General features: G+C 61.2%; 30 protein-coding genes, 1 pseudogene and 1 riboswitch. Of the genes and pseudogenes, 13 read left to right on the top strand and 18 right to left on the bottom strand.

The window, feature by feature from the left end; genetic code table 11:
• The first annotated feature begins 326 nt into the window (after nucleotides 1-326).
• Nucleotides 327-390, top strand: a riboswitch (Fluoride riboswitch).
• A gap of 91 nt (nucleotides 391-481) precedes the next feature.
• From AC1RKJ_RS22750 to AC1RKJ_RS22770, 5 genes are all read left to right on the top strand, one after another.
• A complete protein-coding gene (locus AC1RKJ_RS22750; RefSeq protein WP_042002409.1) occupies nucleotides 482-688 on the top strand; it encodes a hypothetical protein in 207 nt (68 codons plus the stop codon).
• A 4-nt stretch (nucleotides 689-692) separates the two neighbouring features.
• The gene (gene crcB, locus AC1RKJ_RS22755) at nucleotides 693-1,073 is read left to right on the top strand and encodes a fluoride efflux transporter CrcB (protein WP_042002410.1); all 381 of its coding nucleotides are present in this window, start codon (nucleotides 693-695) and stop codon (nucleotides 1,071-1,073) included.
• Between the two features lie 96 nt (nucleotides 1,074-1,169).
• On the top strand, nucleotides 1,170-1,802 hold the full coding sequence (locus tag AC1RKJ_RS22760) for a 2,3-bisphosphoglycerate-dependent phosphoglycerate mutase (RefSeq protein ID WP_492793316.1): 633 nt from the start codon (nucleotides 1,170-1,172) through the stop codon (nucleotides 1,800-1,802).
• The gene (locus AC1RKJ_RS22765; protein WP_157874602.1) at nucleotides 1,799-1,975 is read left to right on the top strand and encodes a hypothetical protein; all 177 of its coding nucleotides are present in this window, start codon (nucleotides 1,799-1,801) and stop codon (nucleotides 1,973-1,975) included. The genes AC1RKJ_RS22760 and AC1RKJ_RS22765 overlap by 4 nt, the downstream gene beginning before the upstream one ends.
• Nucleotides 1,972-2,637 carry a tyrosine-protein phosphatase gene (locus AC1RKJ_RS22770; protein ID WP_078864244.1) on the top strand — a complete coding sequence of 222 codons (666 nt, stop codon included), beginning with the start codon at nucleotides 1,972-1,974 and terminating at the stop codon, nucleotides 2,635-2,637. Before AC1RKJ_RS22765 ends, AC1RKJ_RS22770 begins: the two co-directional genes overlap by 4 nt.
• Nucleotides 2,638-2,740: 103 nt before the next feature.
• On the opposite strand, the gene AC1RKJ_RS22775 is transcribed toward AC1RKJ_RS22770, so the two are convergent.
• Nucleotides 2,741-3,355, bottom strand: a complete 615-nt coding sequence (locus AC1RKJ_RS22775) for an undecaprenyl-diphosphatase (protein WP_042002411.1) — start codon at nucleotides 3,353-3,355, stop codon at nucleotides 2,741-2,743.
• A gap of 297 nt (nucleotides 3,356-3,652) precedes the next feature.
• Between AC1RKJ_RS22775 and AC1RKJ_RS22780 the strand changes: the two genes are divergently transcribed.
• Together AC1RKJ_RS22780 and AC1RKJ_RS22785 are read left to right on the top strand one after the other, a co-directional pair.
• Nucleotides 3,653-4,414, top strand: coding sequence for a TMEM165/GDT1 family protein (locus tag AC1RKJ_RS22780; RefSeq protein WP_078864245.1), 762 nt, complete (start codon nucleotides 3,653-3,655; stop codon nucleotides 4,412-4,414).
• 9 nt (nucleotides 4,415-4,423) lie between these two features.
• Nucleotides 4,424-4,627 (top strand): hypothetical protein, encoded by a 204-nt coding sequence (locus AC1RKJ_RS22785; RefSeq protein WP_042002412.1) that lies wholly within the window; start codon nucleotides 4,424-4,426, stop codon nucleotides 4,625-4,627.
• 90 nt (nucleotides 4,628-4,717) lie between these two features.
• Here AC1RKJ_RS22785 and AC1RKJ_RS22790 read toward each other — a convergent pair whose 3' ends face one another.
• The 6 genes from AC1RKJ_RS22790 to AC1RKJ_RS22815 form a co-directional block, all read right to left on the bottom strand.
• Nucleotides 4,718-4,969: a PilZ domain-containing protein gene (locus tag AC1RKJ_RS22790; RefSeq protein ID WP_078864246.1), complete on the bottom strand. Its 252-nt coding sequence runs from the start codon at nucleotides 4,967-4,969 to the stop codon at nucleotides 4,718-4,720.
• Nucleotides 4,970-5,009: 40 nt separating this feature from the next.
• Nucleotides 5,010-5,804 carry a COG4705 family protein gene (locus tag AC1RKJ_RS22795; RefSeq protein WP_042002413.1) on the bottom strand — a complete coding sequence of 265 codons (795 nt, stop codon included), beginning with the start codon at nucleotides 5,802-5,804 and terminating at the stop codon, nucleotides 5,010-5,012.
• 165 nt (nucleotides 5,805-5,969) lie between these two features.
• Nucleotides 5,970-6,728: a COG4705 family protein gene (locus tag AC1RKJ_RS22800; RefSeq protein WP_042002414.1), complete on the bottom strand. Its 759-nt coding sequence runs from the start codon at nucleotides 6,726-6,728 to the stop codon at nucleotides 5,970-5,972.
• 79 nt (nucleotides 6,729-6,807) lie between these two features.
• Nucleotides 6,808-7,125, bottom strand: coding sequence for a PepSY domain-containing protein (locus AC1RKJ_RS22805; protein WP_042002415.1), 318 nt, complete (start codon nucleotides 7,123-7,125; stop codon nucleotides 6,808-6,810).
• A gap of 133 nt (nucleotides 7,126-7,258) precedes the next feature.
• Nucleotides 7,259-8,572, bottom strand: a complete 1,314-nt coding sequence (locus tag AC1RKJ_RS22810; protein ID WP_042002416.1) for an ATP-binding protein — start codon at nucleotides 8,570-8,572, stop codon at nucleotides 7,259-7,261.
• Nucleotides 8,569-9,228, bottom strand: coding sequence for a response regulator (locus tag AC1RKJ_RS22815; protein ID WP_042002417.1), 660 nt, complete (start codon nucleotides 9,226-9,228; stop codon nucleotides 8,569-8,571). Before AC1RKJ_RS22815 ends, AC1RKJ_RS22810 begins: the two co-directional genes overlap by 4 nt.
• A gap of 250 nt (nucleotides 9,229-9,478) precedes the next feature.
• On the opposite strand from AC1RKJ_RS22815, the gene AC1RKJ_RS22820 reads away from it, so the two are divergent.
• A complete protein-coding gene (locus AC1RKJ_RS22820; RefSeq protein ID WP_056302060.1) occupies nucleotides 9,479-10,213 on the top strand; it encodes a helix-turn-helix transcriptional regulator in 735 nt (244 codons plus the stop codon).
• A 111-nt stretch (nucleotides 10,214-10,324) separates the two neighbouring features.
• On the opposite strand, the gene AC1RKJ_RS22825 is transcribed toward AC1RKJ_RS22820, so the two are convergent.
• Complete coding sequence (locus tag AC1RKJ_RS22825) at nucleotides 10,325-12,670, bottom strand: relaxase/mobilization nuclease domain-containing protein (RefSeq protein WP_042002418.1); 2,346 nt, start codon at nucleotides 12,668-12,670, stop codon at nucleotides 10,325-10,327.
• Nucleotides 12,667-13,092: a hypothetical protein gene (locus tag AC1RKJ_RS22830; protein WP_042002419.1), complete on the bottom strand. Its 426-nt coding sequence runs from the start codon at nucleotides 13,090-13,092 to the stop codon at nucleotides 12,667-12,669. The genes AC1RKJ_RS22825 and AC1RKJ_RS22830 overlap by 4 nt, the downstream gene beginning before the upstream one ends.
• 248 nt (nucleotides 13,093-13,340) lie before the next feature.
• Between AC1RKJ_RS22830 and AC1RKJ_RS22835 the strand changes: the two genes are divergently transcribed.
• The 3 genes from AC1RKJ_RS22835 to AC1RKJ_RS22845 all read left to right on the top strand — a co-directional run bounded on the left by AC1RKJ_RS22835 (nucleotide 13,341) and on the right by AC1RKJ_RS22845 (nucleotide 14,803).
• A complete protein-coding gene (locus AC1RKJ_RS22835; protein ID WP_157874603.1) occupies nucleotides 13,341-13,619 on the top strand; it encodes a hypothetical protein in 279 nt (92 codons plus the stop codon).
• A gap of 72 nt (nucleotides 13,620-13,691) precedes the next feature.
• Complete coding sequence (locus AC1RKJ_RS22840; RefSeq protein WP_042002420.1) at nucleotides 13,692-14,393, top strand: ParA family protein; 702 nt, start codon at nucleotides 13,692-13,694, stop codon at nucleotides 14,391-14,393.
• The gene (locus tag AC1RKJ_RS22845; RefSeq protein WP_078864248.1) at nucleotides 14,390-14,803 is read left to right on the top strand and encodes a hypothetical protein; all 414 of its coding nucleotides are present in this window, start codon (nucleotides 14,390-14,392) and stop codon (nucleotides 14,801-14,803) included. Before AC1RKJ_RS22840 ends, AC1RKJ_RS22845 begins: the two co-directional genes overlap by 4 nt.
• Nucleotides 14,804-14,883: 80 nt before the next feature.
• On the opposite strand, the gene repC (AC1RKJ_RS22850) is transcribed toward AC1RKJ_RS22845, so the two are convergent.
• The gene (gene repC / locus AC1RKJ_RS22850; protein ID WP_078864251.1) at nucleotides 14,884-16,116 is read right to left on the bottom strand and encodes a plasmid replication protein RepC; all 1,233 of its coding nucleotides are present in this window, start codon (nucleotides 16,114-16,116) and stop codon (nucleotides 14,884-14,886) included.
• A gap of 329 nt (nucleotides 16,117-16,445) precedes the next feature.
• On the opposite strand from repC (AC1RKJ_RS22850), the gene AC1RKJ_RS22855 reads away from it, so the two are divergent.
• Together AC1RKJ_RS22855 and AC1RKJ_RS22860 are read left to right on the top strand one after the other, a co-directional pair.
• Complete coding sequence (locus AC1RKJ_RS22855) at nucleotides 16,446-16,757, top strand: helix-turn-helix domain-containing protein (RefSeq protein ID WP_078864249.1); 312 nt, start codon at nucleotides 16,446-16,448, stop codon at nucleotides 16,755-16,757.
• A 110-nt stretch (nucleotides 16,758-16,867) separates the two neighbouring features.
• Nucleotides 16,868-17,239 carry a helix-turn-helix domain-containing protein gene (locus AC1RKJ_RS22860; protein WP_042002421.1) on the top strand — a complete coding sequence of 124 codons (372 nt, stop codon included), beginning with the start codon at nucleotides 16,868-16,870 and terminating at the stop codon, nucleotides 17,237-17,239.
• Between the two features lie 72 nt (nucleotides 17,240-17,311).
• On the opposite strand, the gene AC1RKJ_RS22865 is transcribed toward AC1RKJ_RS22860, so the two are convergent.
• From AC1RKJ_RS22865 to AC1RKJ_RS22900, 8 genes and pseudogenes are all read right to left on the bottom strand, one after another.
• A complete protein-coding gene (locus AC1RKJ_RS22865; protein WP_198533589.1) occupies nucleotides 17,312-17,893 on the bottom strand; it encodes a single-stranded DNA-binding protein in 582 nt (193 codons plus the stop codon).
• A gap of 368 nt (nucleotides 17,894-18,261) precedes the next feature.
• Nucleotides 18,262-19,494 carry a plasmid replication protein RepC gene (gene repC, locus AC1RKJ_RS22870; RefSeq protein ID WP_492793307.1) on the bottom strand — a complete coding sequence of 411 codons (1,233 nt, stop codon included), beginning with the start codon at nucleotides 19,492-19,494 and terminating at the stop codon, nucleotides 18,262-18,264.
• 225 nt (nucleotides 19,495-19,719) lie between these two features.
• On the bottom strand, nucleotides 19,720-20,739 hold the full coding sequence (gene repB, locus AC1RKJ_RS22875) for a plasmid partitioning protein RepB (protein ID WP_492793308.1): 1,020 nt from the start codon (nucleotides 20,737-20,739) through the stop codon (nucleotides 19,720-19,722).
• A gap of 2 nt (nucleotides 20,740-20,741) precedes the next feature.
• Complete coding sequence (gene repA, locus AC1RKJ_RS22880; protein ID WP_492793317.1) at nucleotides 20,742-21,947, bottom strand: plasmid partitioning protein RepA; 1,206 nt, start codon at nucleotides 21,945-21,947, stop codon at nucleotides 20,742-20,744.
• A 292-nt stretch (nucleotides 21,948-22,239) separates the two neighbouring features.
• Nucleotides 22,240-23,412, bottom strand: a complete 1,173-nt coding sequence (locus tag AC1RKJ_RS22885; protein ID WP_492793309.1) for a site-specific integrase — start codon at nucleotides 23,410-23,412, stop codon at nucleotides 22,240-22,242.
• 13 nt (nucleotides 23,413-23,425) lie between these two features.
• Nucleotides 23,426-24,481, bottom strand: a pseudogene (locus AC1RKJ_RS22890) (hypothetical protein).
• Complete coding sequence (locus AC1RKJ_RS22895; RefSeq protein ID WP_492793310.1) at nucleotides 24,478-24,915, bottom strand: type II toxin-antitoxin system VapC family toxin; 438 nt, start codon at nucleotides 24,913-24,915, stop codon at nucleotides 24,478-24,480. Before AC1RKJ_RS22895 ends, AC1RKJ_RS22890 begins: the two are co-directional and overlap by 4 nt.
• The gene (locus AC1RKJ_RS22900; RefSeq protein ID WP_492793311.1) at nucleotides 24,912-25,190 is read right to left on the bottom strand and encodes a type II toxin-antitoxin system Phd/YefM family antitoxin; all 279 of its coding nucleotides are present in this window, start codon (nucleotides 25,188-25,190) and stop codon (nucleotides 24,912-24,914) included. The genes AC1RKJ_RS22895 and AC1RKJ_RS22900 overlap by 4 nt, the downstream gene beginning before the upstream one ends.
• Between the last annotated feature and the right edge of the window lie 49 nt (nucleotides 25,191-25,239).

Below are 25,239 nucleotides of genomic sequence, written 5' to 3' on the forward strand. Positions count from 1 at the left end.
CTCATCGGCCATCTGGTGCTCTCGACCCCCGCAATGAGCGCGATCGATGCATTGTCGAGCCACGTCGAGCCGGATGAAAAGGCCAAACATTCCGGCGGCTACCCGTCCTCTGAATATAACGACAATATCGACGCGATCCGAACGAGGTCACGTTTCGGTCATCACACCCATCCTCCGACCCTTCGCAAACCCGTGCGACGGCGGCGTGGAGCGTCGACCGCTCTTCTAGGAACTTTATGCTTTCACTGGGACGATGGCCGGACGGCGCGTCGAGCATCGAACTCGGATCGATCGTTGACCGATTTGGTCGGAGCGACTAGTGTTGGAGTACAGATGGGGATGGAGTCCCCCGATACCCGCCCGTCGTGGGCTGATGACTCCTGCTGGGATGGGGCTGCAAAGCTCCGTCATGGCGGGAGCTTTGTTTAACCCGCCATAGGCGGGTTTTTTGTTGCCCTTCGATGATTGCAAGGGCAGCCGCATGGACATTCTTACCAGGCAATTGCGCGAATGGCTTAAATTGATCGCGGGCGATGGCTTTGCCGCGTCAATTCTTGCTGCCGTCGCCGCGGTCTGTTTTCTCGCGTTCGGATTGGGCGTGGCCTACGACCTCGTCGGCGGCCTGCTTGTCCTCGGACTAGTCACCGCTATCTTCGAAGCGCGGTCGCGCGCGAAGAATCGAAGATAGCGCGATGCAAGCGTATCTGATCGTGTTCCTTGGCGCTGGCATCGGCGGTGCTTTCCGACATGGAGTCAACGTCTGGTCCGCTCGCGTCTTCGATCTGAATTTTCCCTACGGCACATTGATCGTCAACATCGTGGGGTCGCTGGCGATGGGTTTGATCGCCGGCTATTTCATGGCGAGCGGAAGCGCCTCCCAGCACTGGCGGTTGTTTCTCGCGACCGGCATTCTTGGCGGCTTCACTACCTTTTCGTCGTTCTCGCTCGACGTCGCCCTGCTTTATGAGCGCGGCGAGTTGGTGGTCCTCGCCTTTTACGTTCTGGCTTCGGTGTTGGCGTCTGCTACGGCGTTGTTCATCGGACTCTGGGCGACGCGGAGTTTAATTTCTTGAAAGGGTTACATCGGCAAAGGCATGTCGCGAGGGACGCCGTTTGGCCGACGCAAAGGAGCGCGCATGTCCTTTGACAATCCTGCTACGCAGCCATCGATCGACCGGCGTCTCGTCCTCGTCCGGCACGGCCAAAGCGAGGGAAATCTGAAGAGCATCTTCACTGGCTCGCGCGATCTCGGTCTGACGGAACGGGGAATTGCCGAAGCCAGCGGTGTTGCGCAACGGTTGCAAGCGTTGGATGTTCGGTTCGATATCGCCTTCACTTCAAGGCTTCGACGGGCATGGCAATCGTGTTCGATCATCCTGGAGAACATGGGGCAAGCCAATGTACGGCAGTGTCGCAATGCCGCACTCAACGAGCGAGACTACGGCGATCTCACCGGTCTGAACAAGGATGAGGCTCGAACGCGTTGGGGCGACGATCAAGTTCATCTGTGGCGCCGCTCCTATGATGTAGCGCCGCCGGGCGGAGAGAGCCTGAAGGATACGTCCGCACGAATATTGCCATTCTTCATCCAAACGATCTTGCCCGCAGTCATGCGTGGCGACAGGACGTTAGTTGTCGCCCATGGAAACAGCCTGCGCTCGCTGGTCATGGTTCTCGACAGGCTATCGCCCGAATCTGTCACCTCGGTCGAGTTCGCGACGGGCGATATTCATCTTTATCGCCTCGCTGCCGATACGACCGTCGCGCAAAGGCAAGTCTCACTGGCATCAGGTGAAACATGACATTTCCCACATTCGTATCGGCAATGCCGATCCAATGCTTCGCCCTCGATGCAATCGAGAAGAACGCGACCGCCATCGGTCGGCGACTCGACGCCGTCGCATGGGTTCGTAATCAGGAGGCCGAGTTCGATCGCGCGGCGCCTCCGATGGCGTATATCGGAAACTCCCAATGATCGAGGGAAAGTCGCACAAGTGGGCGCGCCAAACGAATATCGGGACGTCCTGTCTCGCTTGCATTGCGGCATCGAACCAGTTTTTGAAATTTCATCCGGTTGGCCGCGGCCTGACCTATACGACGAATGCGCTTCTCGTTTGCGCCGGGCTTGCCGGCGGTTGGGCCATCGGCCTTCAACTGGTCGGCAATGTTCACGTCGTCGAACCCGGGGTGCTTTACCGCTCCGCACAGTTGAACGGGCAGAAGTTGGCCGATGTGATGGACGCTTACGGCATCAAATCGGTGATCAATCTGCGCGGCGCAAATAGCGGGTCCTGGTGGTACGACAACGAAGTGGCGGTTACGACCGCACATGGAGCGTCTCACGCGGATGTTCGAATGTCGGCCCTACAGGATCCGGCGGATGCGACGATCGCTAAACTGATGGAGACGATGCGTACCGCGCCACGACCGATATTGATCCACTGTCAAAGCGGCTCCGATCGGACTGGACTGGCGGCAGCCTTGTTTGAGCGGTTTGTCGAAAGGCGCCCTGCCGATATTGCAGCTCATCAAATCTCGTTCCGCTACGGGCATTTTCCCTGGCTCGGAAGCCGATCGATCGCCATGGACCGAACATACGGGCGGCTTTCGGCCGGTGGCTTGCCGAAACCTGAGTGATGTAATCGAGGCCGAGGCAGAAAACATGAAGCGAAGCAAGATGATGCTGAGATCGAGATTACGAACGGCTGGTACGCATTGACGGGCATCACCTCGAGCCGCTTCATCGATCCGAGAGGCCGCGGGGGAAAATCGCCCGGGGCAAACGCAACGCCTGAAGCAGGTATTCGTAAGGCCTCTCGATCAGCGGCAAGAGATGGGCTGTAACGTGCAGGTGAACGACCCTTGCCACGACAGCACCTGTGGCCGCGACAATGGCGGATCCGGCCATATCGAGGGGAAAGTGAACGCCCACGTAGATTCGAGCCCAGGCCGTCGCAAGACCAGCGAGGACCAGTGCCCATCCCCACCCGCGCTGTACTCGCGTGACGAGGAGACCGAAGCCGAAGATCCAAAGGAATGTAGTGTGATCGCTCGGAAACGAGCTGTCGGGCGAGTGGGCCAGAAGGGTATGGCCCAAGCCTATCGCGAAGGGGCGTGGATGATACCAGAGAAGGCTAATGGTCCAGCTCAGTGCAAACGCGGTCAGGAGTCCGGTCCCGATCGAAATCAACGCATCGCGTTGGTCGCGCGATCCCCGCACCCACAAGCAGACCGCCAAAACGGCAGCCACATAAACGAGATATTCCGCGGCTACCTTGGCGAACGCTATCGTTACGACATTCGCTGAAGCCGGGGCATTGAGGGCCAGAAAAAGTGCGGTATTCCAGGTTTCCATTGCGCCTCTCAGGAATGCGCCGGCATGGGCGCGGGAGGAAGGTTCAAGTCATCTTGTCCGAGATGGAGTGCCGGCTGAGACCAGAGCGAAATCGATGCCAATCTTGGCACTTTCGACGCCGACCGGCCATTCTTCGGAAAGACAAGTCATCACAATTTCCGAAGTTGCCAAGCATCGGCATCGTTCTCGAAGCACCTACCGACCGAAATAGATAAGATACAACTCAGCGTCCTTGCGTTCGTTTTTCATCGGATCGCGTTCGGGCGCTGTCCGCGAATTCTCACTGGAAGAATCAACGTGATCGTGGATTGGGCGCATGTTTGGCCATCGGTAATAGCGGCATTCCTGGCCTCGCTCGTTGAGTGCGTCGAGGCTCTGACCGTCGTGCTGGCGGTTGGCGCCGTTCGCGGCTGGAGCGCTGCATTGATTGGGAGCGGGACCGCGCTTGGCGTGCTGCTGGCTATCGTGATAGCTATCGGTCCAGCGCTCACGCGTATTCCGCTGGATGTGCTCCAACTCGCGGTCGGAGTGCTTCTGCTCCTCTTCGGAATGCGATGGCTCCGCAAGGCGATTCTGCGTTCCGCCGGCGTTATTCCTTTGCATGATGAGGACGCGATCTATTCCAGGCAAACGGAATCGCTGCGCAAGTTTGGGAAGCGTGGGCGGGGATGGGACAAGGTGGCTATCGCAACGGCCTTTAAGATCACGATGCTCGAGGGCATTGAGGTGGTTTTCATCGTTATCGCTGTCGGTTCCGGCGGCGTGGGCTTGCTTGTTCCAGCGAGCATGGGGGCGCTCGCCGCGCTGCTTGTCGTCGTGCTGCTTGGCTTTGTCGTTCACAAGCCCTTGGCGTCCATTCCCGAGAATACGCTGAAGTTTATGGTCGGGGTGTTGCTCTCCGCGTTTGGCACTTTCTGGGTCGGCGAAGGCATGGGACTTCGATGGCCCGGTCAGGATTGGTCGATCCTCGGTCTCGTCGCTGGCTTCCTGATCGTCGCATCGATCGCAACCCCGCTTTGCCGGATGCGCTCGGGCGCGCGCGGCACCGCGAAACGATAGGAGTTCCGCATGCGCTGGTTCAGGACGATCATTCGAGAGCTTTTCGGTTTGTTCGTGGATGACGGCAGCTTCGCTATCACAATCGTTGCTTGGCTTGGCATCGCGTGGCTTGTGCTGCCACGGCTGACGGCCGGTTCGGCCTGGGGTGGCGCAATCCTGTTCGCCGGTCTTGCTGCAATTCTCGCCGAGAGTGTCCGGCGGCATAGGGCCTAGGGATTTCGTCACGGCATGATCGATTATATCGACCGTCTGATGAGCGCCTTTCGGGCACGTCGCGAAGCGATCGAGCGTACATGGTCTTTCCTATTTTTCGCTATTCGCCCCAGTGAAGCGAACGCCGATACGCTTCTCCTTGCGCCAGATCACCCGGCAATGCTGCGGGCCGCTGTCCATTACCAGCGAAAAGACGTCGGGAATTCCGATCGGTGACGTCACGTCGAGCAAGGCGCCGTACTCGGAAAGATTCCGAACCGTGCAACTGATCGCGCCTCCATGGAACGAGATTGTCGCAGCCTTCAAGACCCGGCGGCGCGGTGTGGAACGATGCTCCTCCATTCCAGAACTCCTTCGGTGACGTCGGGCTTCTATTCCGCTATCAATCGAGTGCGCGAATTTCGGGGACTCGCGAATATGCGCCGGGATGCCGCCCCGGCCGCTGCGGAATGACGAGAATACAAACGGCGATGACGACGATGAGGGCTGCCGAGGCGGAAAAGTCGCCGACAGCAAGCCCCCCGGCGGCGACCGGCTTGTCAAGCGAGTTGGCGATTGTGGCGCCCAGCGGACGCGTCAGGATGAAAGCCGCCCAGAACAACGTGGTGCGGGACATTTTCGTGAAGAAATAAAGAACGGCGACGATTGCCAAGACGAGGGCAATCACAAGCGCGCTGCCGTTGTAACCGAGCCCGGTGTCATCGGCCATCCAGTCGCCGAGCGCCGTGCCGAGGGTCTGCGAGAACATGATGGTCGCCCAGTAGAACGCTTCGACTTTGGGCGACGTAACGGTTTCGACGGAGACGGAGCCGAGCGACCAATACCACAAGCCCAATGTCGCCATGACCATCGTGAAGAGCGACAGGGAGCCGCCAAGATAGCCAATGCCGAGCGAACGATCGACCAAATCGGCAAGCGTCGTTCCGGCGAGCGTGGTCGCCGTGATGGCTGCCCAGTACAGGAAGGGCTGAAATCGCATCGCCCTTATCTGAGCACCCACGGCCACAATCAATACGGTGGCAAAGATTGCGGTGCCGATCAGATAACCGAGACCCAACGTCAACGTCACCGCGTTGCCGCCCACCTCGCCCAGAGTGGTCGCGAATATCTTGACGACCCAGAATCCAAGCGTGATTGCCGGCACCTTGCTGGCTTCTGTGCTGAAGATTCTGTCCATGCGGCTTTCTCCGAAACGACGATGCAGATTGAACGACAAATTGACAAATTGAACGTGGGAGCCGTTCTCAGACGGCTACGGATCCTGCATCGCTCGACGCGCCAGGCTTGAAAATTTGCGAACGCTCATGAGGATCGCCATCGCTTGAGAGCCGACGCAGTAGCGTCACGCCGGATGCTTGCCCGCGCGCTGCGGCAACAGGATCAGGCACGCAAGGATGAAGGCTGCGATCACGGCCGATGCGAGCGGTCTGCTGAGACTGAGACCCCCGGCAGCGACCGGTTTATCGAGAAAGTCGCCAACCGTCGCGCCGAGCGGACGGGTCAGAATGAAGGCCGCCCAGAACAGCAGCACCCGCGACACGTTTGTGCGATAATAGAGTGCGACAACGACGGCCAGCCCGGCCGCGAAGACGAGAGCGCCCCCTTCATAGCCAAGGCCGCCGGTGTCGGCCAGCCAGTCGCCGAGCGCAGTCCCGAGGGTTTGCGAGAACGTGATCGCTCCCCAGTAAAACGCCTCGACCTTCGGCGTGGAGACGGTATTGACGGAGACGGTTCCTTCCGACCAGTACCAAAGCCCGAGGACGCTCACGAGACAGAGAAACAGCAGCGATGAGCCGCCGGTATAACCGATCCCGAGCGACCGGTCGGCGAAGTCGGCCATCGTGGTGCCGAAGGTGGTCGAGGCCACGATGGTCGCCCAGTAAAGAAAGGGGTGAAAGCGTTTCGCTACGATCTGTGCTATCACGAAGGCGATGAGCAGCACCGCGAACAAGGCTGTCCCCGCCAAATAACCCCAGTTCAGCGTCATGGTGACGGTGTCACCGCCGGTTTCGCCGAGCGTTGTGGCAAGAATTTTGATGATCCAGAAGCCGAGCGTGACTTCAGGGACTTTGCTCAATGCGAATTTCTGGGCTGGGGTCATGATTGCATTTCCGTTATGTAGCCGGCCACCCGGCGCGTGCGAGGACGCACCGGGTTTGTTCGTGGGACCATGCTGCGGGTCAGTCCGGATGGGGACCTTCTGTCTTGTTTTCGAGCACCTTGCCGCTCGCGGCATCGACGCCGACTTCCTGCGTCCGCGAGCCGTTCTTGATGTCGAACGAATAACGCAGGCCGCTGCCTCCGGATTCGCGCTCAAGCTCTTCGTCGGTGACTTTCCCGGGATGGGCCTTGAGGGCGGTTTCCCGGGCCTGCGTGATGGTGACCTTCGCTTGACCGGCAAGCTTTTGACCGGTGTAGGCCAGCGCTGGCACCATGAGCGCCAGCAAGATACCTGCGGCGCCCAAGGCGCCCAGGCGGTACGGGGTAGTCCTGATCATGTGTCTCTCCGATTCGCCCCCGCTTGCGGACGGATGCGCGACGCGTCGGCGACGGCCCGCTCCGATGAGGTGACCATGGCCCCGGAGACTGAGGACAGAATGAGCCTGGGTGCGGCGAGAAGAGAAAAGGGCGCTATGCCGGTAATGTGACACGCGCGAGAACGCCGGCTGCCCCGTCGGGGCGGTTCTCGACGGTCAGGACAAGACCATTGCGCTCGGCAATTCGCCGCGCGATCGCCAGCCCCAGACCGGTTCCCTCGACGTCCGGCGGCGACGCGCGATAGAACCGATCGAAGATGCGGGAAATGGCGCCGGGCGGCAAACCGGTACCCGTATCCAGAACCTCGACAACGCTTCGCCCGTCGCGCAGAGTCAGGGAAATGTCCACCTGCCCGCCAGATGGCGTGTACCGCACGGCGTTATCGATCAGATTTGCGAACAGAACGCGCAATTCCTCGACCGAACCATGCAGCGTCGCGGACGTCTCCATCTGGGCCCCGAGATCGATGCCCTTGTGTTCGGCCAGCACCACATGATCGCCGACGCAGTCAAGCAGCAGCGGACCCACCTCAACCGTTTCGCTGAGGGGTGCTACGGGCTCATCAAGGCGAGCCAGCCGCAGCAGTTGACCGACGAGGGCGCTCGCGCGCCTTACGCCCTGCGCAAGTGCCGCCTTGCCAGCTTCGAATTCCGCTCCGACCGAGCCGGAACTGTTGATCTTGAGGTTATCAACCTGGATTTGCATCGCGGCGAGCGGGGTGCGGAGTTCATGCGCCGCGTCGGAGAGAAATCGCTTCTGCGCTTCCACGGCGGCGCGCAGGCGCACGATCAGGCCGTTCATGCTTTCGACCAAGGGCGCCACTTCGATCGGAATTCCGGTGAGGGGAATGGCTGCGGCCGCCACCGCGCTTCGATTCGCAATATCCCGCGCCAGAGTGTCCAGCCGTCCAAGCATCCGGTTCAGCGCCCAACCGACGACGAGCCAGGACAGCGGTATGACGATCAGAATGGGCGCCGCGGCCCCCACGGCGGCACTTCGGGCAAATTCCTGACGAACCGTGTCGCGCTGCGCGACCTGCACGGTCCAGGTGTCGTTGTCCGTCGAATAGACCCGCCAGGGCTCGCCTGCGATGACGACATTTTCAAAGCCGGGCTTCCTCGGCCGCGCGATTTCGACGCCGCGAAGCGTGGTGTGGGCAACGACGCCGCGCTTCCAGATCGTTACCGCAATCTGATCTTCCGGATCCTGATCGCTGGCCGGCGGCGCGTCAGCATCGGGAAGACCCAAGCCGGCGTTGAGTGCGACCTGGCGTAACTGTCCGTCAAGAAAATCAGCAGCTTCGTCACGTGCAAGCTTGTAGGCGAGCAACATCGCGGCGGCGCCGACCAAGGCCAGAAGGACGGTCATCGAGACAAGGGTTGCTCGCCGGAGCGATACCGTCGTCATGATTTTTGTACCATCCAGCCCGCCCCCCTCACATTGAAGATGATGTTCTTCCCGAATTTGCGTCGAATGGAGTAGATCAGGGCATCGACCGCGTTGCTTTCCACCTCTTCTCCCCAGCCGTAAATACGCTCTTCCACCTGTGCGCGGGAAAGAATACGACCCGGGCGCTCCATCAAGGCGTGCATCAAAGCGTACTCGCGGGCAGGCAGAACTTGCCCGATGCCAGCATGCGACAACTCATGAGTCTCGGTGTTGAGCTCAATCGCGCCGGCCACCAAATAGGATGTCGCTCTGCCCGCCCGGCGGCGGAGGACTGCCCGCATTCTGGCGAGCAACTCCCGTGTCTCGAACGGTTTGACGAGATAGTCGTCCGCGCCGAGATCGAGCCCGGCCACCCGAGAATCAAGCCCGTCGCGCGCCGTGATGATCAGCACAGGTGTATCGAACCCCCGGCTCCGCGCCGCCTTCAAAAGATCGAAACCTTCAGCGCCCGGCAGCCCGAGGTCGAGCAGCACAATCGCATGTCCGCCATCGGCGAGCGCGGCTTCCGCCTCTCCGCCGGCGCGCACCCAATCCACCGACATGCCTTCCTCCGCAAGCGTCCGGGAAAGGCCCTCGCCGATCATCGCATCATCTTCCAAAAGCAGAACGCGCATCGCTAAACCCCGAACCTACAGGCACCGTACACACGAGAACCAGGTTCTATAGCTGGCGATAAACACAAAATATCACACTCCTCTTTCGCCGAATTCCAGTAACATTTTTCTTGGTTTGATAATGGCGCCGCCTGACCGCTATACCGAACCACTTCTGCACTTAGAATCTCGCGCGTCGCGGGAGACCCTCTCATCCGCCTTTTGCGAGACGGATCTACTCGGAACATGATCAGTCGCGGGGGGCCTGAGAATGACAGACTTATTTTGGAGCACCTGGGAAGTTATCTCGCTGATAGAGCAAGCGGTCGACCAAAGCGCCCTTCAAGATTGTCTTATAAGTATCGCCAATAGTTACGGGTTTGCTTCAGTATTTGGTGGAATCGTACCACCAGCTGATATGCAAAATTCAAGGACCGAGATTCGAACCCGCTCTATGGTGCAACATTTTCCCAAAGCCTGGGCGACCAGATACGTCGCTCAAAATTATCTTCCGCGCGACCCGATCGTTGGTCGCCTTCAAAAGGATCGAAATGCCTTTTCCTGGGCTGAAAGTTACAAGTCGTGTTCGGAGCCAGACAACGCGCGGATAATCGGAGGGGAAGCTGCCGACTTCGGGTTAGTCGAAGGCTTCGTGATCCCGGTCACGACGCTTGATCAGCGGTCAGCCGCATTGTCCTTCGGCGGAGCAAAGGACGATCTCAGCAGTAACGACCGATCAGCCCTTACGTTTCTTGCAAATTTTGCCATCGGGCATTGGTTGTGTTTGCGTCGTCCGAGATCAACGCGCAGCAATAAGCTTTCACCTCGTGAATTTGACTGTCTTCTCTGGGCTGGGGAGGGAAAAACCGATTGGGAAATCTCGGTCATTCTCGGCATTTCTCGACCGACGGTAGCGAAACACATCGCTTCCGCTCGCGAGAAACTTGATGCTGTTAACAAGACACATGCGATCGCAATCGCCATGCGTCTAAAGATTTTGGGCTAGGATCTCCGTCGCAAACTCCAGGAACATTTCAGTCACCCTCAGCGAGCGCGTTCAAACGCGTAGCAATCATATTTGCGATTCCTTTTAGAGATCGCTGGTAATATTCGCCCCTCAACTTCGCCTTTGGCCCTTGATTGATTGCAAGCTTGGCTTTTCGGCTTCGAGCTCACGCACGATTTTTTCCTGCTCCGCGCGAAGCTTCGCCAAGGCATCGGTCTGGATCAGGGATATTGGCAGCGGCTGCGCCGGATGTTCCGCGATCGCCTGCGCTGCCTCGACCGCCGCGGCCGCCTCTCGAGCTTCACGCGCCGCGGATTGTTGCGAGCCAACAACGATGGCCCTTTCCGCTTTCAATTCCTCTTGCGAAGTAGGATCAATACTCCCTCGCGCCTCCTGCCCCCGCTCGACGTCGATTGCACGATTCGCGAGACGCTCCGCAGATGTCGCTTCCCGTTCTTCCTTGACGCGGATTTCCTGGGCGTGCTCGATGAGCCGATCGGCGTTCGCGCCAACTACAGCCTCGACGTCCGCCGGGCTGAGTTGCTGTACGCCACGCTCCTGCAGGCGTTGCAGATCAATACGATTGGCGAGCGTTTCCAGGTAGCGCCCCGACGTTTCGCGAAATTGCGGCTTCGTCTCTCCATCTAAGAGATCGCTAGTCCGGGAGACCGCATCATTCATGATGCGTAAATCCTGGACCATCTGCTCCGATGTAATTGGCATCTCGCTCTCCCTGGTCAAAAACTCCACACGCTTGCCGATTGTGTGAAGGATGGCCCCAACGGTCTGCGCCATCAACAGCCGTTCGAGCATATCCTTTGCCATCCTGTTTGATGGCTGCTCCACCGCAACAGCCTTCCAGGCGACGATACTCTCGTTCACGACTTTGCGGTCGGGCGCTGACATCGGCAGGCGGATAGGGTTGGTTTTCGCCGTCCGGATCCGCTGCCGGGCATTGTCGATGAGACGCTGATTGGCGGGATCCGCGGCGTAGGCGCGATCGCGGGCTGCGCGTGCCGGGCGTGGCCGATCGGCGGCGTCGACGATCGCTTTGTCCTTCGGGCCATAACTTTGCGACGAGGCTCGCTCTTTCGCCGAGGTGGCGACAATCTTCAGGCCCTGCGCCTGCGCATGCTTTGCGTAGACCTCGCGCCACTCCGCAAAAGTGTCCCGATTGGGATGGATCTTCTGGCCGGATTCGTTCTTCACGGTGATGACGGCGTGAGCGTGGATGTGCCCGGAAGATTCCTTATCCGTGTGAACGCCAAACATGAATTTGTGATCGGCAAAGCGGTCGTGCAGGAAGGCGCGCGCTGCGTCGATCAAGGCCGCCACATCAGTTCCGGCCTTCGCCGAAATGATCATGTGCATGGTATCGCGCGCGGATTGCGATCGAAGCGACAGCCCCCATTCGCGGGCGGAAATCCGCGCATCCGCCACGTTGGACAGGCTCTTCCCGCGATCGTCGGTCGCCGGACCCCGCTCAATCAGCTTGTTGAGCCTGTAGGTGACGCCATCGCGGCCATGGCTCGTCGCCCCGGGCCGAATGACCACAGTCTCCGCATCAATGCCTGTGGCCGCTGCGATCCTGGCACGAACCGCGGCATCTGAAACGGAATCGAGACGGCGTGGTCTGGCGTCGTATTCCTGATCGGCGGCCTGAGCCTCTCGAATGCGGAACCGCTCCTTGCCGCTCCCGGCCATGGCCGCGACAACGTGCGCCTCGAGCTGTCCCTTATCGTCGACATCGATGCGGGTCGCGTGGCGATGTCCGGAGAACGCGGACGCGATCGCCTTCTCGTAAATCGCTCGGCCTTCGGTGTTATCTGCAACACCTGCAACCTTGAGACGGAATGCGCCGACGTCTTGGCTTTCCGCGCGCTTCGAAAAGTCGGTCGACCAGGCCTTCATCTCCTCGGCCACGGCCTCCCGGTCCGTCAACAGCCGCCCGTCATGGGTCTCAAGCGTAACATCCTCGCGCTGCACATACTGGCCGGTCGCCGTGGCGCGCGCGGCACCGCGCGCATAAGAAACCACCTTGATGACGGCAGGCTGGTAGCCGGCAGCGAGCTGCCGGGCTCGACCAAGGGGACCGCCCTGCCCTCCCCCGGTCGAGTTCACTCCGGCTCCAGCACCGGCGCTGCTTCCTCCGGAGATCGGGCCCCGCGCCCCACGCGAAGGTGAGGCCCCAGGGCCTGCGCCGGCACCTCCGCTCGCGGCCGGGATCGAGCGAGCCCGCTCCTCATCCCGCTCGCCCGTGATTGTCGCGCCGCGAATGATATCTTGTGCCGGCGGCATCTTGGGAAGCGGCGCGACGTGTACTTGCCGTGCGCCGACGTTATCGTCCAACCCGCCCGGCTGACGCGGCCGCCGACGTTCCGCGCGCGCCTCCGCGACTGCCCGACGCGCCGCCTCGACCTGTTCAAGCCACCAGACGATCTGTGCGGCACGGCTCAAGTCAATTCCTCGCCTGAGATCTCCGCCGGCAGCGCGAGCTTGGCCTCGCGACGTAGTTTCGACCCGTAGGCGACCGTCATCTCGGTCAGCTCGTCGTTGATCGCCGCGATGACCTCGTGCAGCCCTCGCCACACCGGCTCGGTGTCTTCGATGCGAACGGCTTGGCCGCGGTGAATCGCCTTGACGACTTGCGCGAGATTGCGGCCGACCATGCGCACCTGGCTCGCCAACTCCACAACAGCGCGCGTGTTTTCGGTCGACAAAGCGGGGCCTGCTTGGACGGAGGCGCGGATCAGCCGACGCACCACCTCGGCTTTCGGCAAGCCGAACAACGCGACGGCCTCCTGTAGACGCTGCTCATCCGTTTCGGACAGCTCGGTCCGAAGCCTCGGCTTGCGTCTCAGTCCTGCGGAGCCAGCCATCGGCGTCCCCACCCTCTTCCCGGTTGAGCGGCTCGTCGGTCGTCAGACCGGAGCCGAATACGCCGAGCGTTCTCTCAGGACGCCGGCGTCGCGCCAAAGCGCCTTCGGCTGCGCTCAGCAGCCGTTTCCCGGTTTGGCCCACAAACCGGTATCTTGTCAACCAATATCTAATACACTGAATGTTAGATGCTCAGGGCACGAAGGGCGCACGCGTCTGAAAGAGCTGTCCGAAGGAACTCTCCAACCTTATGGCGCGCAGTGCCTTCCATAAGCTCCCGATTGCGGCAATACCGCAATATGGCACTGCCGCGTTGTCTCATGTCGCGATTGCCGAACCACCCAAACACGGAAACACCGCGACTGGACAAGATCGCAATCCCGCAGAATGCGAACCCATCAATACCGTAACAACCGCTTCCGATATCGCGACAATGACGCAGCACCGCATTTGCGAAATGCCCGATTGGCCCATCAGCGCCTTGCGGCAAGGCGGCAATCGCGATCTACCGAAAAGAGATAATGCGTGATTGCCGAACGTTCATTATTTTGTATGTTGTCGTTCCACACACTAATTAGCGAAGCGCCGAACGGAGGTCCAAGTGCCAAGCATTTTCGCCGTGGCAAACCCGAAGGGTGGGAGCGGCAAGACGACCGTCGCGATCATCCTCGCCGGCGAGTTCGCCAAGCACGGCTATTCGGCCGCCATCGTCGATGCCGATCCGCAGGGGTCGTCTTACCAATGGCATGCGTCATCGATCGCGCGGGGCTTGAGCCCGCAGGGCGTGGACCTCGTGCGCGCGCCTGATGAAAAGGCCCTCGCCCCGGCGATCGATCGTCTGGACGGCTACGACGTCGTCGTGATCGACACCCCCGGCTATTATGGCGACGTCCTGATTCAGGCGACACTGCGAGCTGATCTCGTCGTCTTGCCTTGCAAGGTGCACACCTTCGATGCCTCGCAGGTCGTGCGCACCATCCGCAATCTCGAACAGCATGCGGCCAGTTCAACGCTGCCGATGAGCCAGCATCGCGTTCTGTTCAACGAATATGACAGCCTCGACAGAAACACCCGCCCCCTCAAGGAGGTCGTCGCCTATTTCGATGCAGAAAAAGTTCCCGTCTGCGCCAATGCCCTGTACCGGCGCGTCACCTATCGCACCATGACAAGTGGACACGGCACGTTGTACCAGATGAGCAACAAGGACGAATCGGTCCGCAAGGCCCGTTACAACGCCGATCAGGTCGTCCGCGAATTGCTCGCGGCAAGCCAGGGTGCCGGCGAGGGCGACAGCGCCGCATGACGGATCCCGCCTCTGCAGAGAAACCCGATCGTCCTCCCCTGCCCCGCGACGCGTTCCGCGCTCATCGCGTAAACACGGCGCCGACCGATACCCCCGCGGCAAAGCCGGTCGTCGTGACGCCTGCGTATGAAGATCAGGTCGCCGCGCCAGTAGCGCATTCGACGTCGACGGATAGCGCGTCCGCACGCACGCCGTCGCGCCCTCAGAAAGCCCGCGATCGAAATCCATTCGATGCCTATGGCGAGCGATCCTCATCGCGACCTTACGCGTTGCGCTTCCCCGATGCGATCGACCTTGTGGTCCGTCAAATGGCCGCCGAGGAGCGAACACATCCGCTTCGAATCATCGACCGCATTGTCTACGACCACCTCAAACGGATCGGCCGCTTGCCGCCGTCGCGCGAAACCTGACAGAGATGTCCGCGCTGAGGCCGCATGTTCGCGGCCACGCGACGCACCAAATGAGGGAAGCGACACAAGCAGGATCACCTTTACGAAAAGTCGTCCGGGAAGGAAGATGAGGGTGGGTCTCTGTCACGGGCAGCTTGCCCTTGCCGCCGAAGCGCCATGAGCATCGGCCAGACCGAGAATTTGCCCGCTGCGGCGCGCCGGGCCAGGATTCGGAGATAGCCTCCTGGATTCTTGATGGCGTTGCCCCGTTGCAGAATGGCCGAGAGCACTACACTGGCTTGTCCATCGCCCATTGCGATGCGGGCTTCCTCCCAGGCGCTTGGACTAATGCCGAGCATGGAACGAACGGTGGATGCGGTCGCAATGAGATCCTGCGGGGTGCGGATGCCACCGCGCGCATAGTCGACGATGTCGGGACAGAGTTCGACCACCATGCGAATAGGGATTGCGCTGGCGGTTCGAGCGTTGCTGGGGTCAGCCATCTCATGGGCGCCCGGTGCCGGGTCAGGTTCGGATGAACTAGGCTCCTCCGGGCTTGAGTTCTGAGTCCGATCGGCCGGTGAAGTTGGCGGGACGGGCTCGATCGGATCAAGATGTTGTTCGAGAGCTTTGACGATCGCTTTTGCCAAGCTCACCAGTTCGACAACGATGGGCTCAAGAATCTCACATTTCGGGACGCGAGGAAGCCGGGTCAGGATCTCTCGGAACGTCCGATGATAGGAGGCCCAATCGGCGGCGACGCCCTGCTCCACACCAGTTGCAATCATCTTGGCGATGTCACGCCGCGCCAAGGTCATCTGTTCGCGAAGAATGCCAAGCGCCTGGCGTTTGGCGATCGCGGCCTCGGCCAGAGCGGCGAATTCATCGGACCGGGCCACGATCGGCCCAAGATCGAAGCCAAAGGCCTGCTCGATATCGCCGGAGCTCGCCTTGCGTGCGTAGCGTTTGCCGTTCGGACTATCGCGTCGGAGAACGAGCCCGTGATCGACCAGCGCTGCAAGGTGGCGGCGCAACGTCGAGGCGGCCATTCCGTGGGCGCGTAACGCGAGAAGACGATTTGACGGGAATACGACGAGATCGGCGGCGCCGGCGGTCAACACCGTGTCAGGATGAAATGAGAGCAGCGCATTGAGAACCGCGAGTGTGCGGTCAGAAACCGGCAGCGATGTCCGTGCCTCGCAGATGTTTCGGAACACCTGCCATTTGTGTACGGGCTTGCCGTGGGGACAATCTCTGACGTCGCGCTGCACCTTTACGGTGCTGAGCGATAGCGGTCGCCGTCCAAACGGCGTGATCGGATTTTGGTCAAGCATCTCCATTCGCGTCCTCTCGTTGGGAGAGCGCGGGGCAAACAAAGACCGTGGCGTAAAAACGCGAGTCCTCTTGAACTGTCGGATGGCGCGGGCTAAAATGCCTTCATGCGTTAGGGGCATTGTTGGCGATTGGCATCGCCAGCCCGCTCATCCTCACGAGAGACCCGGCTCTGCCGGGTTTTTCTTTGTCCGAACGCACCTCTCTTGGTTGAATCGAATCTTGGTTGAATCGAATCCGTCTATTATATTGAATGTTGGTCTGCCGTCCAACGTGTAGGCTTGGCGGATCGACGGAACGGTTTGCGTTGGAAATGCGCGAGGAATCAGCGATGAGCGACAAGCGTTGCCGCCGAAAGGCAGCTCACGCAGCGCAAGGCAGCACCTTGCGGAGTGCGTTCCAGGCAGGATTGGAAGCGCTCAGGCTGGAATCGGGGCTGAGCCGGCGGGAATTCGCGGAGCAGCTCGGCATTCCGCGATCAAGCTACTTTCACTTGATGACGTCGGCGGCGAATCCTAGCCTCGATTACATCGAGCTCATCGCTGAGCGGGCGGGGGTCGATCCCTTGCGACTGCTGCGCCAATTGACCAATTCGGCCGGAGCCCGGCGCCCGGACATCAGGGATAGACACGCGGCAACGTGAGTCGTTTCAAAGACTTGCCTGTACAGTTTCCAACGTCCAATATACTGGACCTCGGGATTCGTGTATGTTCCCCGTCGTTTCCTCGCGTGGACCCGAAAGCCAGTCAAACGATGCCGCCTGTTCGCAAGCCGCTGCCCGTCGATCATTCGATCCTGAATGAGATGCTGGCGATCCGCCTGCAACAGCTCGAGATCGAAAACGGCGGCATGGAAGCCTTCCTGCCAAAGACGGGGTTGGCGCGCGGCACCTACTACACAATCGTGCGCGGCATCGGGAATCCAACGCTGAGGACGATGGAGCGGATTGCCTCGAGCCTGAACATGAGCGTGCTCGAGCTCTTAGGTTTCGAGGCCGCGGATGCGCGCCGCGCTCTTAAGAAAAGCGGCGTCAACTACGACGAGCTGGTCTCCGCAATCGGCAAGAAAAATCGGGCCGACCGCGGTCTCGCGCGGCAGACACGATCGCGAAAACTTCCTTCGTAGCGGACCGGATTCGCGTCGGGCGCCGGCCTTCAGGTAGGAGCGGCGGGGAGGCCGAAGCCTCCCCGGTATTCGCTATGCCGCGGCGCGTTCGCTGGCTTGCGCCAATCGGCCGAGCTCGTGAGCGATGAGATCGACCGTGTAGACCCGTTGGCCATCGCGTTCGAAGCTGCTCTGCCGAAGCCGTCCGCGCACATGGACCAGATCGCCCTTGCTGACGTGCTCGCTCACGTAGGACTGGATCGCCTTCGTGAAGATTGTGACCTCGTTCCAGTGCGCGTCGTCCCTCCACTGGCCTTTGTCGCCCTTGAATGGGTAGTTGGCGCAGATGCTGACGCGAAGGGTCTTGCCGACTTGCTTGATGGTTCCGACCCGACCGATGAGGGTGAATTCGGCGATATTGCGCATTGTCTTTCTCTCTTCTGTGGGGCTGTGCCCCGTTGCGATGGCGATCCGTTCATGGCCGGGAAGACGAAACAGAGCCGGAGCCGCCAGAGGCGAGCGGAGGGCAAGCGCAGCGCTGCGCCCCGGCCGGAGCCACGAATTTTGGCGCCGCAGGCGCATGCGCGAGGAATGCCGGTCGGGGTCCCCGCTTGCGGGGGAAACCGGCAGGGGAAAATTCTTGGCTCCAGGGGCCGACGTGCCGTCGACGGCCATAGGAATCCAGCCATGCAACCGGAGCAACAGCCCGAACGGGAGAACGACCTGCCATCGCCGCCAGTGCCCGGATCTTCGGTCGGCGCAACCAAAAGGACGGCCATGTGGGCATCGCGGCGTTTCGCACATTTGCCGACGGACGACATTTCGGAAGCGCCGACCTGTCCTGACGAGTACGATCGTCTTGGCGATTCCCAGGACGCGCACGGCCCGCGGCAGAGAGATCGAGCAGTGTGGAACGGCCGCGCAGTTTCAGTTTTCTGCGACACGCGGGTCGCTCGATCAACCGTTCGCAGTCAGGTGCGCCCATGGTCCAAGCTCGAGAACGCAGGGCAAAACGAGGATGTGGAGATGAGGCCGTCATCGCGTCACGCCCGGCGCTTTTCGTTGAGACGCGAATTGATCTGCGACATCAAAATCGGGCCGAGCGAAAATTCTCCGGCCTCCGCTTTCCGGGTCAGTCCGCGGAGATAGCCGCCGGCGGATCTGATCGCAGCGCCGCGCTGCAGGATGCACGCGACGACAATCGCAGCCGGCGTCTCGCCCAGCACAGTTTGCGCCTCTTCCCAGGCGCTCGGACTGATCCCCAGCATCGATCGAACCACTGCGGCGGTCGCGAGCAAATCCCGCCAGTTCGAAATCCCGCCCTTGGCGTAATCCACGATGTCTGGGCAAGCGTTCAGCACCATTCCCAACGGATACGTCCCTTCCGCCACCCTCGGTGGTTGAGGTTTGGGCTCCGCCCTCGCCGCCCTGCCTTCTCGAAGGCTAGGTTCAAGATCAATTAGGGGATCTGTATTTGAATTCTGTATGTGGCGCTCAGTATGGGACTCATTGGCGCTTGAATCAGTGGATTTGATGTGTGTTTCCAGAAGATTGAGGACGTCATCTGCAAGCTGTGACAGCTCTTCGGCGATCGGCTCGAGTTCTTGCCTCGTTGCGGTGCGTGGAATCTGATCGACGATCGAGCGGAAGGCGGCATGGACTTCCTGCCAATCGGCCGGCCCCTGCCCGTCTCGACGTGTCGGAACATCTTCCTCGATGCCGGTGGCGATCATCTTGGCAATGTCCCGCCGGCACAGCGTGATCCGCTCCCGGACAAGCTTGAGCGCCCGCGCTTCTGCCTCGATGTCGGCCGCCAGACTCTCGAACTCCTCCGATCGAACAACCAGTGGCGATATGTCGAAACCAAACGCCAGTTCGATCTCGCCGGCGCTGCCCTTACGCGCATAGCGCTTGCCGTTGGGGCTATCGCGCCGGACGACCAGGCCGGCATCGACGAGAACCGCGAGGTGACGCCGCAGTGTCGATGCCGGCATCCCATGCGCCCGCAGCGACAACTGATGGTTCGACGGGAAGACGATCAGGTCGTCTTCACCGGTAAGCGCGGTCTCGGGGTGGAAGGTCAGCAGCGCGTTCAAGACCGATAACGAGCGCTCGGAGACGCCCAGGCGCGGCCGCGCTGTGCAGATGGCATGAAAGATCTTCCATTTGTGTACGACCTTCTCGGGTGGCCGCGCGGTGGCCACCATTTGGCTTGCCACGTGGGCAAGCGTCAGCGATCGCCGCCCAAAGGGCGTCGTTGGAGAGTGTGACTGCATGTCTTTGCCTCAGTTAGGGCAAAGAAAATCTGCTCGTCAAAACGACGCCGTCTCTCACGAGACACTTGACTGCGATTCGCGGAAGTGATTCTCTGTCAGTCGCCAAACACGACAGAGGGGCTTCCGGGACGGTGACGTTTCGGGAGCCTTTTCTTTTGCCTATGGTTCTCCGACTTGGTTGCGGTGCCTTGATCCGGTCGGCTCATTCCGACCAGGCAAGCTGGGTTATGCTGGCGGATCGCCAGCTTTGAATTCGTCGTAGAGCGTCTGAAGCCGCTTTCTGACAAAGTCGCCGAACTTAGGAGCGACGCGATCGTCAAATGTCAGCGTGAGCTTCTTGCCGGCACGCGAGACCTTGGCAGCATGCGTTCCATCCTTTGCCGCCCACGTTTCAGCGCGAGCGCGCGACGTCTTCTCGCGTAGCCCCGCCGCCAGTGTCTCGAAGCGTTTATCCGTTTCCAGGGCACGAAAGCTCGGGGCCTTGACCATGTCGATCGCACGAGTGCGATTGTCTTCGTGCTCCAGCAGATCCGTTAGTTCCTGCCAGCGCACCCGGCCGAAGGCTGGTGCCGGCCCAATCGCGTCTATAACGGCTGCTGGAACTCGGGTCGCGATCGAGATGAGCCGTGAGAGAGCGGCTTTGTCGACGTTGAGCGACGCCATAATGATCTCGCGCGAAAACTTCCGATCTTCGAGTCTCGCTGCAAAGCGGGCACGCTCGATAAAAGTAAGATCGGTGCGCCCGCTGTTCTCCTGGCCCTGCGCAATGACCAATTGCTCATCGGTCAGCGAGCGCACCACCGCCCGTACTTTGATGCCAAGATCTCGGGCGGCTCGCAGGCGTCGGTGGCCAAACGCTACCTCGTAGCGCTCCGTGTCGCTGGGCTTTGGGCGAACGAGAATCGGGACGTTTTGTCCGTGGTCGCGAATCAACTCGCGGAAGGCCGCGTTCTGCTCCTCGGTGGCTTCCATTCGGTCAGGGATGAAAGAATTGTCGATGAGCGCCGGGTCGAGTTCAACAATCACCTGGCCTTCGATGAGCTTTTGCTCGATTTCTTCCGCCCGTTTGACTTTCTCCGAGATGCCGCCAAGCGATTGCGATATTGCGCCAAGCGCACTCGATTGTTTGATCGGGCGATCAAGTCCCAGCAACGGCCGAACCCGATTGGCGGGCGAAATGGCTGCCGCTTCTTGTGGTGTCTGATCCGCCGTCGTCGGAAGATCAAAGCTGATCTTGCGCGCCATGGCTAATTCCTCTTCCAGACTTGCTTGATGAGGCTTTCGATTTCTCCGTTCACGAGATCGAGAGCTTCGATGGCGCGGTCGTAAGTGCCGCGCGTAAACTGCTGTCGTTCGACCTCGTACAAGGTCTGCTTGGTGAGCCCGGCATCTGCTATTGCGGTGCTCTTCACCATCGGATGAGTCAGAACGCGTGAGCCGAAGATGGAGCGCATCAGACCGACCATCGTCGTTTGTGGGCCGTCACTAGGCTCATAACGGGTGACGAGATAGCGCATCCAATCGTATTGGGTCGCTCCGCCGGCCTCGGCGACGACATCAAGCAGACTTCCGGTCATGTTCAGGAATTGCGACATCGACATCACGTCGAGCATCTGAGGATGGACGGTAATCAAAACTGCTGTCGCAGCGCACAGTGCAGACAGGGTGAGGAAGCCGAGTTGCGGAGGGCAATCGATCACCACGACATCGTAGGCGTCGCTAACCTGTGCCAGAGCTTCCCCGATTCTGGCGAAGAACATCGAGTCGTTGCTCTGTCGCGTCATCAAAGCCTTGGGTGTCTCGTGCTCGAATTCCATGAGTTCGAGCTGACCCGGAACAATGTGGAGATTCGGAATGTAGGTGGCGCGCACGATCTCCGGCATTGGACGGCGCTCGCTGTCGTAACGGATGGCGCCGAAGATTGTCTCGTTGTCGCCCACATCGAGCTCGGGCTGGTGTCCGAACAACGTTGACATGCTTGCTTGCGGATCGAGGTCGATGGCCAGGACGCGGTAGCCTCGAAACGCGAGATACTGCGCGAGGTGGGCGGCGGTGGTCGTCTTGCCGCTGCCGCCCTTGAAGTTCATGACCGAAATGACCTGGAGAGCCTCGGTATCGCGCCGATGTGGGACGTAGCGACGCGCACCTTTTCCCGCGCTGTCGAGGTCGCGGCGCAACCCATCGACGTCTTCGATCGAATAACTCCGACGGCTGTTCGCTGGTGCTGGAGGGCCCTTTCCTTCGGATACCAATTGGCGGAGGTAGCCTTCAGCTATGCCGATGAAGCGCGCGGCTTCCGCCGACGAAAACCGACGAATCGTCTTCTCAGCCGCTGGCGGGAAGTCGCGAAGCTGCTGGGCGCGTAGTCGTGCCGAAAGCTCCGCTGCGTCCGCATTGATCAGAGAGCGGAGATCACGCACATTCTCGTCGAGAGGTTTCGCTGACGTTGGCATCCTAATCTCTGCATCTGCGGAATATTGAGCAGTTTGCCTCAAAATGCGCTGATGGAGAGTAATGCCCGATTCTCTCGGTGCCGCAAGGATTATTGAGTTAACGAGAGGTTAACGGCGCCACCCTAGCGTCGCGGGTAGGTCCGAAGCCTCGCGCGCGAATCAGTCTTCACGTGACGCAGTTGTACGCTGACAACTTAGCACCGAACACCCGATTCGCCGCTCCCGACCGCCCGCGGAACACTCATGCCTTTCGAGGGCAGTTGTACGCGGACAACTTAATGAAGGGCCCCTCCTAGACACCAAGGCGGACGGCCCGCCCACGAACACGCTCGGCGTCGTTGTAGTAGCTTGCCGCCTGCTGCACCGACCGGTGCTGCGACTGCTGCATCGCCTCTGGAAGGGCAACGCCTTGGCGCGACGCCTCCGTCAAATAGCCGGACCTCAGCCCATGTGCGGAGAACTCCCTCGGCTCCAGGCCCGCCATCGCGCAGCGCCGCTTGACGATGAGATTGATCGACTGGGGGGTCAGCGCCCTCTCCTCGACCGCCTCCCAGCGATCGATGGCCCGGAAGATCGGTCCCTTGCCGATGTCGGCACGCTCGAGCCATTCGCGCAGCGCCTCGACCGGAGGCCCGACCAGAAGCACCCTCCCCGCCTCGTCCGCGACTCCAGTTTTGGTTCGGCCGAGATGGATCGCCACGCACGGCAAAGTCGGTGAATGAGGATCCTTAGGATCGAGCGGCACCGCGGGCTCCTCGCTGATCTGTTCGACCCGGAGCCGCGCCACCTCGCTGCGCCGTCGTCCACCGGAGGCAAAAGCCAGCAGCAGAATTGCGAGATCGCGGGTATCGGCGAGACGGTCGGAGCGACACGATTCAAGCAGCCGGTCCAGCACGTCCCGCGTGACGGCCCGCTTGCTCTTGCGCTGTCGGGGCCGGGTACTGGCCCGCACCGCCAGCCTGACTGCCGTGCGAAGACTGGGCGAATGGAATGGACCCTCCTGCCCTTTCCAGCGATGCAGCGTGCCCCAATTCGCGAGCCGGCGCTTCACCGTCGATGGCGCATGCGGCCCATCGGTGCGAAGCAGCAACGCCTCTCGCAACTCCGTCGCTACCTCGGCCGGCATCCCGTGTTGCGGGTCGGTTTCGCGCTCGGCCGGATCCCACAGGTGATGGGCCACGTATTTCAAGGCCAGGCTTTCCGGCGCCGGCCATGGCAGCGGCGCGCCGGTCGCGGCTTTCGCCCAACCCTCAAGATAGGCCAGATCGGAGGCGAGCGCCCGCAAGGTGTTCTCGCCCATGCCCTCGCGCGCGAGATGCTTCAGCGTCGCGACGTCATCGTCGGTCAGGAGCTCGGCCAGCCGATCACGCCGCTCCATCGGCAGGATCGCCGAGAGCGCGTCGAGCTGTAACGCCCGCCGGGTTTCGGGGTCGGAGACCAGCGCGCGCGAAGTGATGTCGTCCATAAGCGGCGCTCTCTCAAAAACCGTAGCTTCGATCCGCCCAGCGCAGCAGCACGCGGGCGTCGGGGTCGGGAAGCCGTACGCGCTGGGCCTTCACGCCTTCAGCGATCGCAAGTCCGATTTCGGGGTCGACCCAATGGCCGTGGGTCATCAGAAAGAACCAGCCAAAGGGTAGGCCAATCTCACGATCGACGCCTTCTCCGGCGTCATCAGCGGTCGCTCTTTCGGCGGCCGCAGCGGTCGGGGAATAAAGCCGACGTCGCGGTCGCCTTTGAGGGTGTAGTCGCGGGCATCCAGCGCCCAGTGCGCGAAAACGCGCTGCGGTCTGGCGTTCGATTCCTCCCAGTCCTGAAAGAACCGCAGCTCACGCGGCACAGTCGAAATAGTCCGGGATCGCGTCGAGGAACGGCGTTTCGCGCGTTCCGCCCGGCCCGACCTCCCGAATGACGCGCCGTTCCAGCTCGGGCCGCTTGGCCTCTCGCTTCTCGCGCTCGATGCGGCCGCAGCGATCGAGGAAGCTCCGGACGTGAATCATCGCGCCGCCGGCGCCGTCGAGCAGGCGGTAAACCGGGCCGGCAAGGCGATCCGAGTCCGGAAGCTGATGGGTGCGAGGCCAGCTCGGATCGAGCAGCTCCTGTTCGCCCCACGGACGGTAGTCCGGGTTGACGATCGGTCCGGCCCGCCATTCGATCTCCCGTCCAAGCGCAATCTGTAGATAGTCGGCCGCGCCCGGTCCGGTCGGCGCCGACACGAAGGCGCTGGAGCCGCGCCATTCTGTGATCTGCAGATCGGTCTCTTTCAGACGCGACCAGACCGCCTTGATGTCGCCGCCGTCCTTGGCAATCTCGGCCGTCATCCATGGCCGCAATTCGCCGAGCCGCGTGCCGTCCGGCTGGAGGATCGACCTTGTGTCGCGCCAGTAATCGTCATCGATCGGCGCGAGGTCGAACGCAAAACCAGGAAACGCCGCATTGAGGGCTGGGACCATGTCCGTATCGGCCGAGGCCGGATCGAGCCCGGCCATGACGGTTTCGAGCGAGGCGGCATCCGGGAGGCGGGCAGGGGTGCTCATTCCGGCGCCCCTTTATCAGTCCAGGGGTTCAACAGCGGCACGCCCAGCGTCGCGAAATCCTTGGTGTTGCGGGTCGCGAGCACCAGCTCACGGTCGAGTGCCGTGGCCGCAAAGAATCCGTCCATGACCGAGAGCGCGAAGCCGCTCTGGCGGGCCTGCGCCATCAGGCCGCCCCAGCATTCGGCGATCGCGGGATCGATCGGCAGGATCCGCCCGGCGAAGCGCGCCGGCAGATCCTCCGCGAGCCAGGCGGTCAGCGCCTCGCGACGGCGGCCATCGTCCATCAGAGCGATGCCGCGCCGGAGCTCGGCGATCGACGCGACGCTGATGAACGTCCGGTCCTCGTCGACCGTATCGAGCCAGGCGAGAACCGTCGGATCGGGCGCCGGTCGGCGAACTTCGGAGAGCACGTTGGTGTCGAGCAGGAGGTTCATAGATCAAGGTCGCGCGGCTGATCGCGGACCCGATCGAGAACGAGATTGGCGTCGCGCAGGGGCGAGGCCATCAGGAACTCGGCCAGCGTGCCCTTGCGGACGGTCTTGCGCGCCCATTCCTCAGCCGAGACGATGACGACGCTCGGCTTGCCGTGGCGGGTAATGATCTGCGGGTCGCTCTGGGCGCGCTCGATCACCTCGGAGAGGCGGGCCTTTGCACCGGCGACCGTCCAGTGATCCGATTCCTGAGCGGGGGTTTTTCGGGGGATTGTCACGACCTGCTCCTGTGACCATAATGACCATAATGACCATTGTGACTATAAG

Source organism: Afipia sp. GW822-FHT04G07, assembly GCF_058800765.1.

What these genes read in the sequence shown, in the direction of transcription:
- AC1RKJ_RS22750 (WP_042002409.1), top strand. Translation starts at nt 482, where the DNA reads ATGGACATTCTTACCAGGCAATTGCGCGAATGGCTTAAATTGATCGCG.
- crcB (WP_042002410.1), top strand. Translation starts at nt 693, where the DNA reads ATGCAAGCGTATCTGATCGTGTTCCTTGGCGCTGGCATCGGCGGTGCT.
- AC1RKJ_RS22765 (WP_157874602.1), top strand. Translation starts at nt 1,799, where the DNA reads ATGACATTTCCCACATTCGTATCGGCAATGCCGATCCAATGCTTCGCC.
- AC1RKJ_RS22770 (WP_078864244.1), top strand. Translation starts at nt 1,972, where the DNA reads ATGATCGAGGGAAAGTCGCACAAGTGGGCGCGCCAAACGAATATCGGG.
- AC1RKJ_RS22775 (WP_042002411.1), bottom strand. Translation starts at nt 3,355, where the DNA reads ATGGAAACCTGGAATACCGCACTTTTTCTGGCCCTCAATGCCCCGGCT.
- AC1RKJ_RS22785 (WP_042002412.1), top strand. Translation starts at nt 4,424, where the DNA reads ATGCGCTGGTTCAGGACGATCATTCGAGAGCTTTTCGGTTTGTTCGTG.
- AC1RKJ_RS22790 (WP_078864246.1), bottom strand. Translation starts at nt 4,969, where the DNA reads ATGGAGGAGCATCGTTCCACACCGCGCCGCCGGGTCTTGAAGGCTGCG.
- AC1RKJ_RS22795 (WP_042002413.1), bottom strand. Translation starts at nt 5,804, where the DNA reads ATGGACAGAATCTTCAGCACAGAAGCCAGCAAGGTGCCGGCAATCACG.
- AC1RKJ_RS22800 (WP_042002414.1), bottom strand. Translation starts at nt 6,728, where the DNA reads ATGACCCCAGCCCAGAAATTCGCATTGAGCAAAGTCCCTGAAGTCACG.
- AC1RKJ_RS22805 (WP_042002415.1), bottom strand. Translation starts at nt 7,125, where the DNA reads ATGATCAGGACTACCCCGTACCGCCTGGGCGCCTTGGGCGCCGCAGGT.
- AC1RKJ_RS22810 (WP_042002416.1), bottom strand. Translation starts at nt 8,572, where the DNA reads ATGACGACGGTATCGCTCCGGCGAGCAACCCTTGTCTCGATGACCGTC.
- AC1RKJ_RS22815 (WP_042002417.1), bottom strand. Translation starts at nt 9,228, where the DNA reads ATGCGCGTTCTGCTTTTGGAAGATGATGCGATGATCGGCGAGGGCCTT.
- AC1RKJ_RS22820 (WP_056302060.1), top strand. Translation starts at nt 9,479, where the DNA reads ATGACAGACTTATTTTGGAGCACCTGGGAAGTTATCTCGCTGATAGAG.
- AC1RKJ_RS22830 (WP_042002419.1), bottom strand. Translation starts at nt 13,092, where the DNA reads ATGGCTGGCTCCGCAGGACTGAGACGCAAGCCGAGGCTTCGGACCGAG.
- AC1RKJ_RS22835 (WP_157874603.1), top strand. Translation starts at nt 13,341, where the DNA reads ATGGCGCGCAGTGCCTTCCATAAGCTCCCGATTGCGGCAATACCGCAA.
- AC1RKJ_RS22845 (WP_078864248.1), top strand. Translation starts at nt 14,390, where the DNA reads ATGACGGATCCCGCCTCTGCAGAGAAACCCGATCGTCCTCCCCTGCCC.
- repC (WP_078864251.1), bottom strand. Translation starts at nt 16,116, where the DNA reads ATGCTTGACCAAAATCCGATCACGCCGTTTGGACGGCGACCGCTATCG.
- AC1RKJ_RS22855 (WP_078864249.1), top strand. Translation starts at nt 16,446, where the DNA reads ATGAGCGACAAGCGTTGCCGCCGAAAGGCAGCTCACGCAGCGCAAGGC.
- AC1RKJ_RS22860 (WP_042002421.1), top strand. Translation starts at nt 16,868, where the DNA reads ATGCCGCCTGTTCGCAAGCCGCTGCCCGTCGATCATTCGATCCTGAAT.
- AC1RKJ_RS22865 (WP_198533589.1), bottom strand. Translation starts at nt 17,893, where the DNA reads ATGGCCGTCGACGGCACGTCGGCCCCTGGAGCCAAGAATTTTCCCCTG.
- repC (WP_492793307.1), bottom strand. Translation starts at nt 19,494, where the DNA reads ATGCAGTCACACTCTCCAACGACGCCCTTTGGGCGGCGATCGCTGACG.
- repB (WP_492793308.1), bottom strand. Translation starts at nt 20,739, where the DNA reads ATGGCGCGCAAGATCAGCTTTGATCTTCCGACGACGGCGGATCAGACA.
- repA (WP_492793317.1), bottom strand. Translation starts at nt 21,947, where the DNA reads ATGCCAACGTCAGCGAAACCTCTCGACGAGAATGTGCGTGATCTCCGC.
- AC1RKJ_RS22885 (WP_492793309.1), bottom strand. Translation starts at nt 23,412, where the DNA reads ATGGACGACATCACTTCGCGCGCGCTGGTCTCCGACCCCGAAACCCGG.
- AC1RKJ_RS22895 (WP_492793310.1), bottom strand. Translation starts at nt 24,915, where the DNA reads ATGAACCTCCTGCTCGACACCAACGTGCTCTCCGAAGTTCGCCGACCG.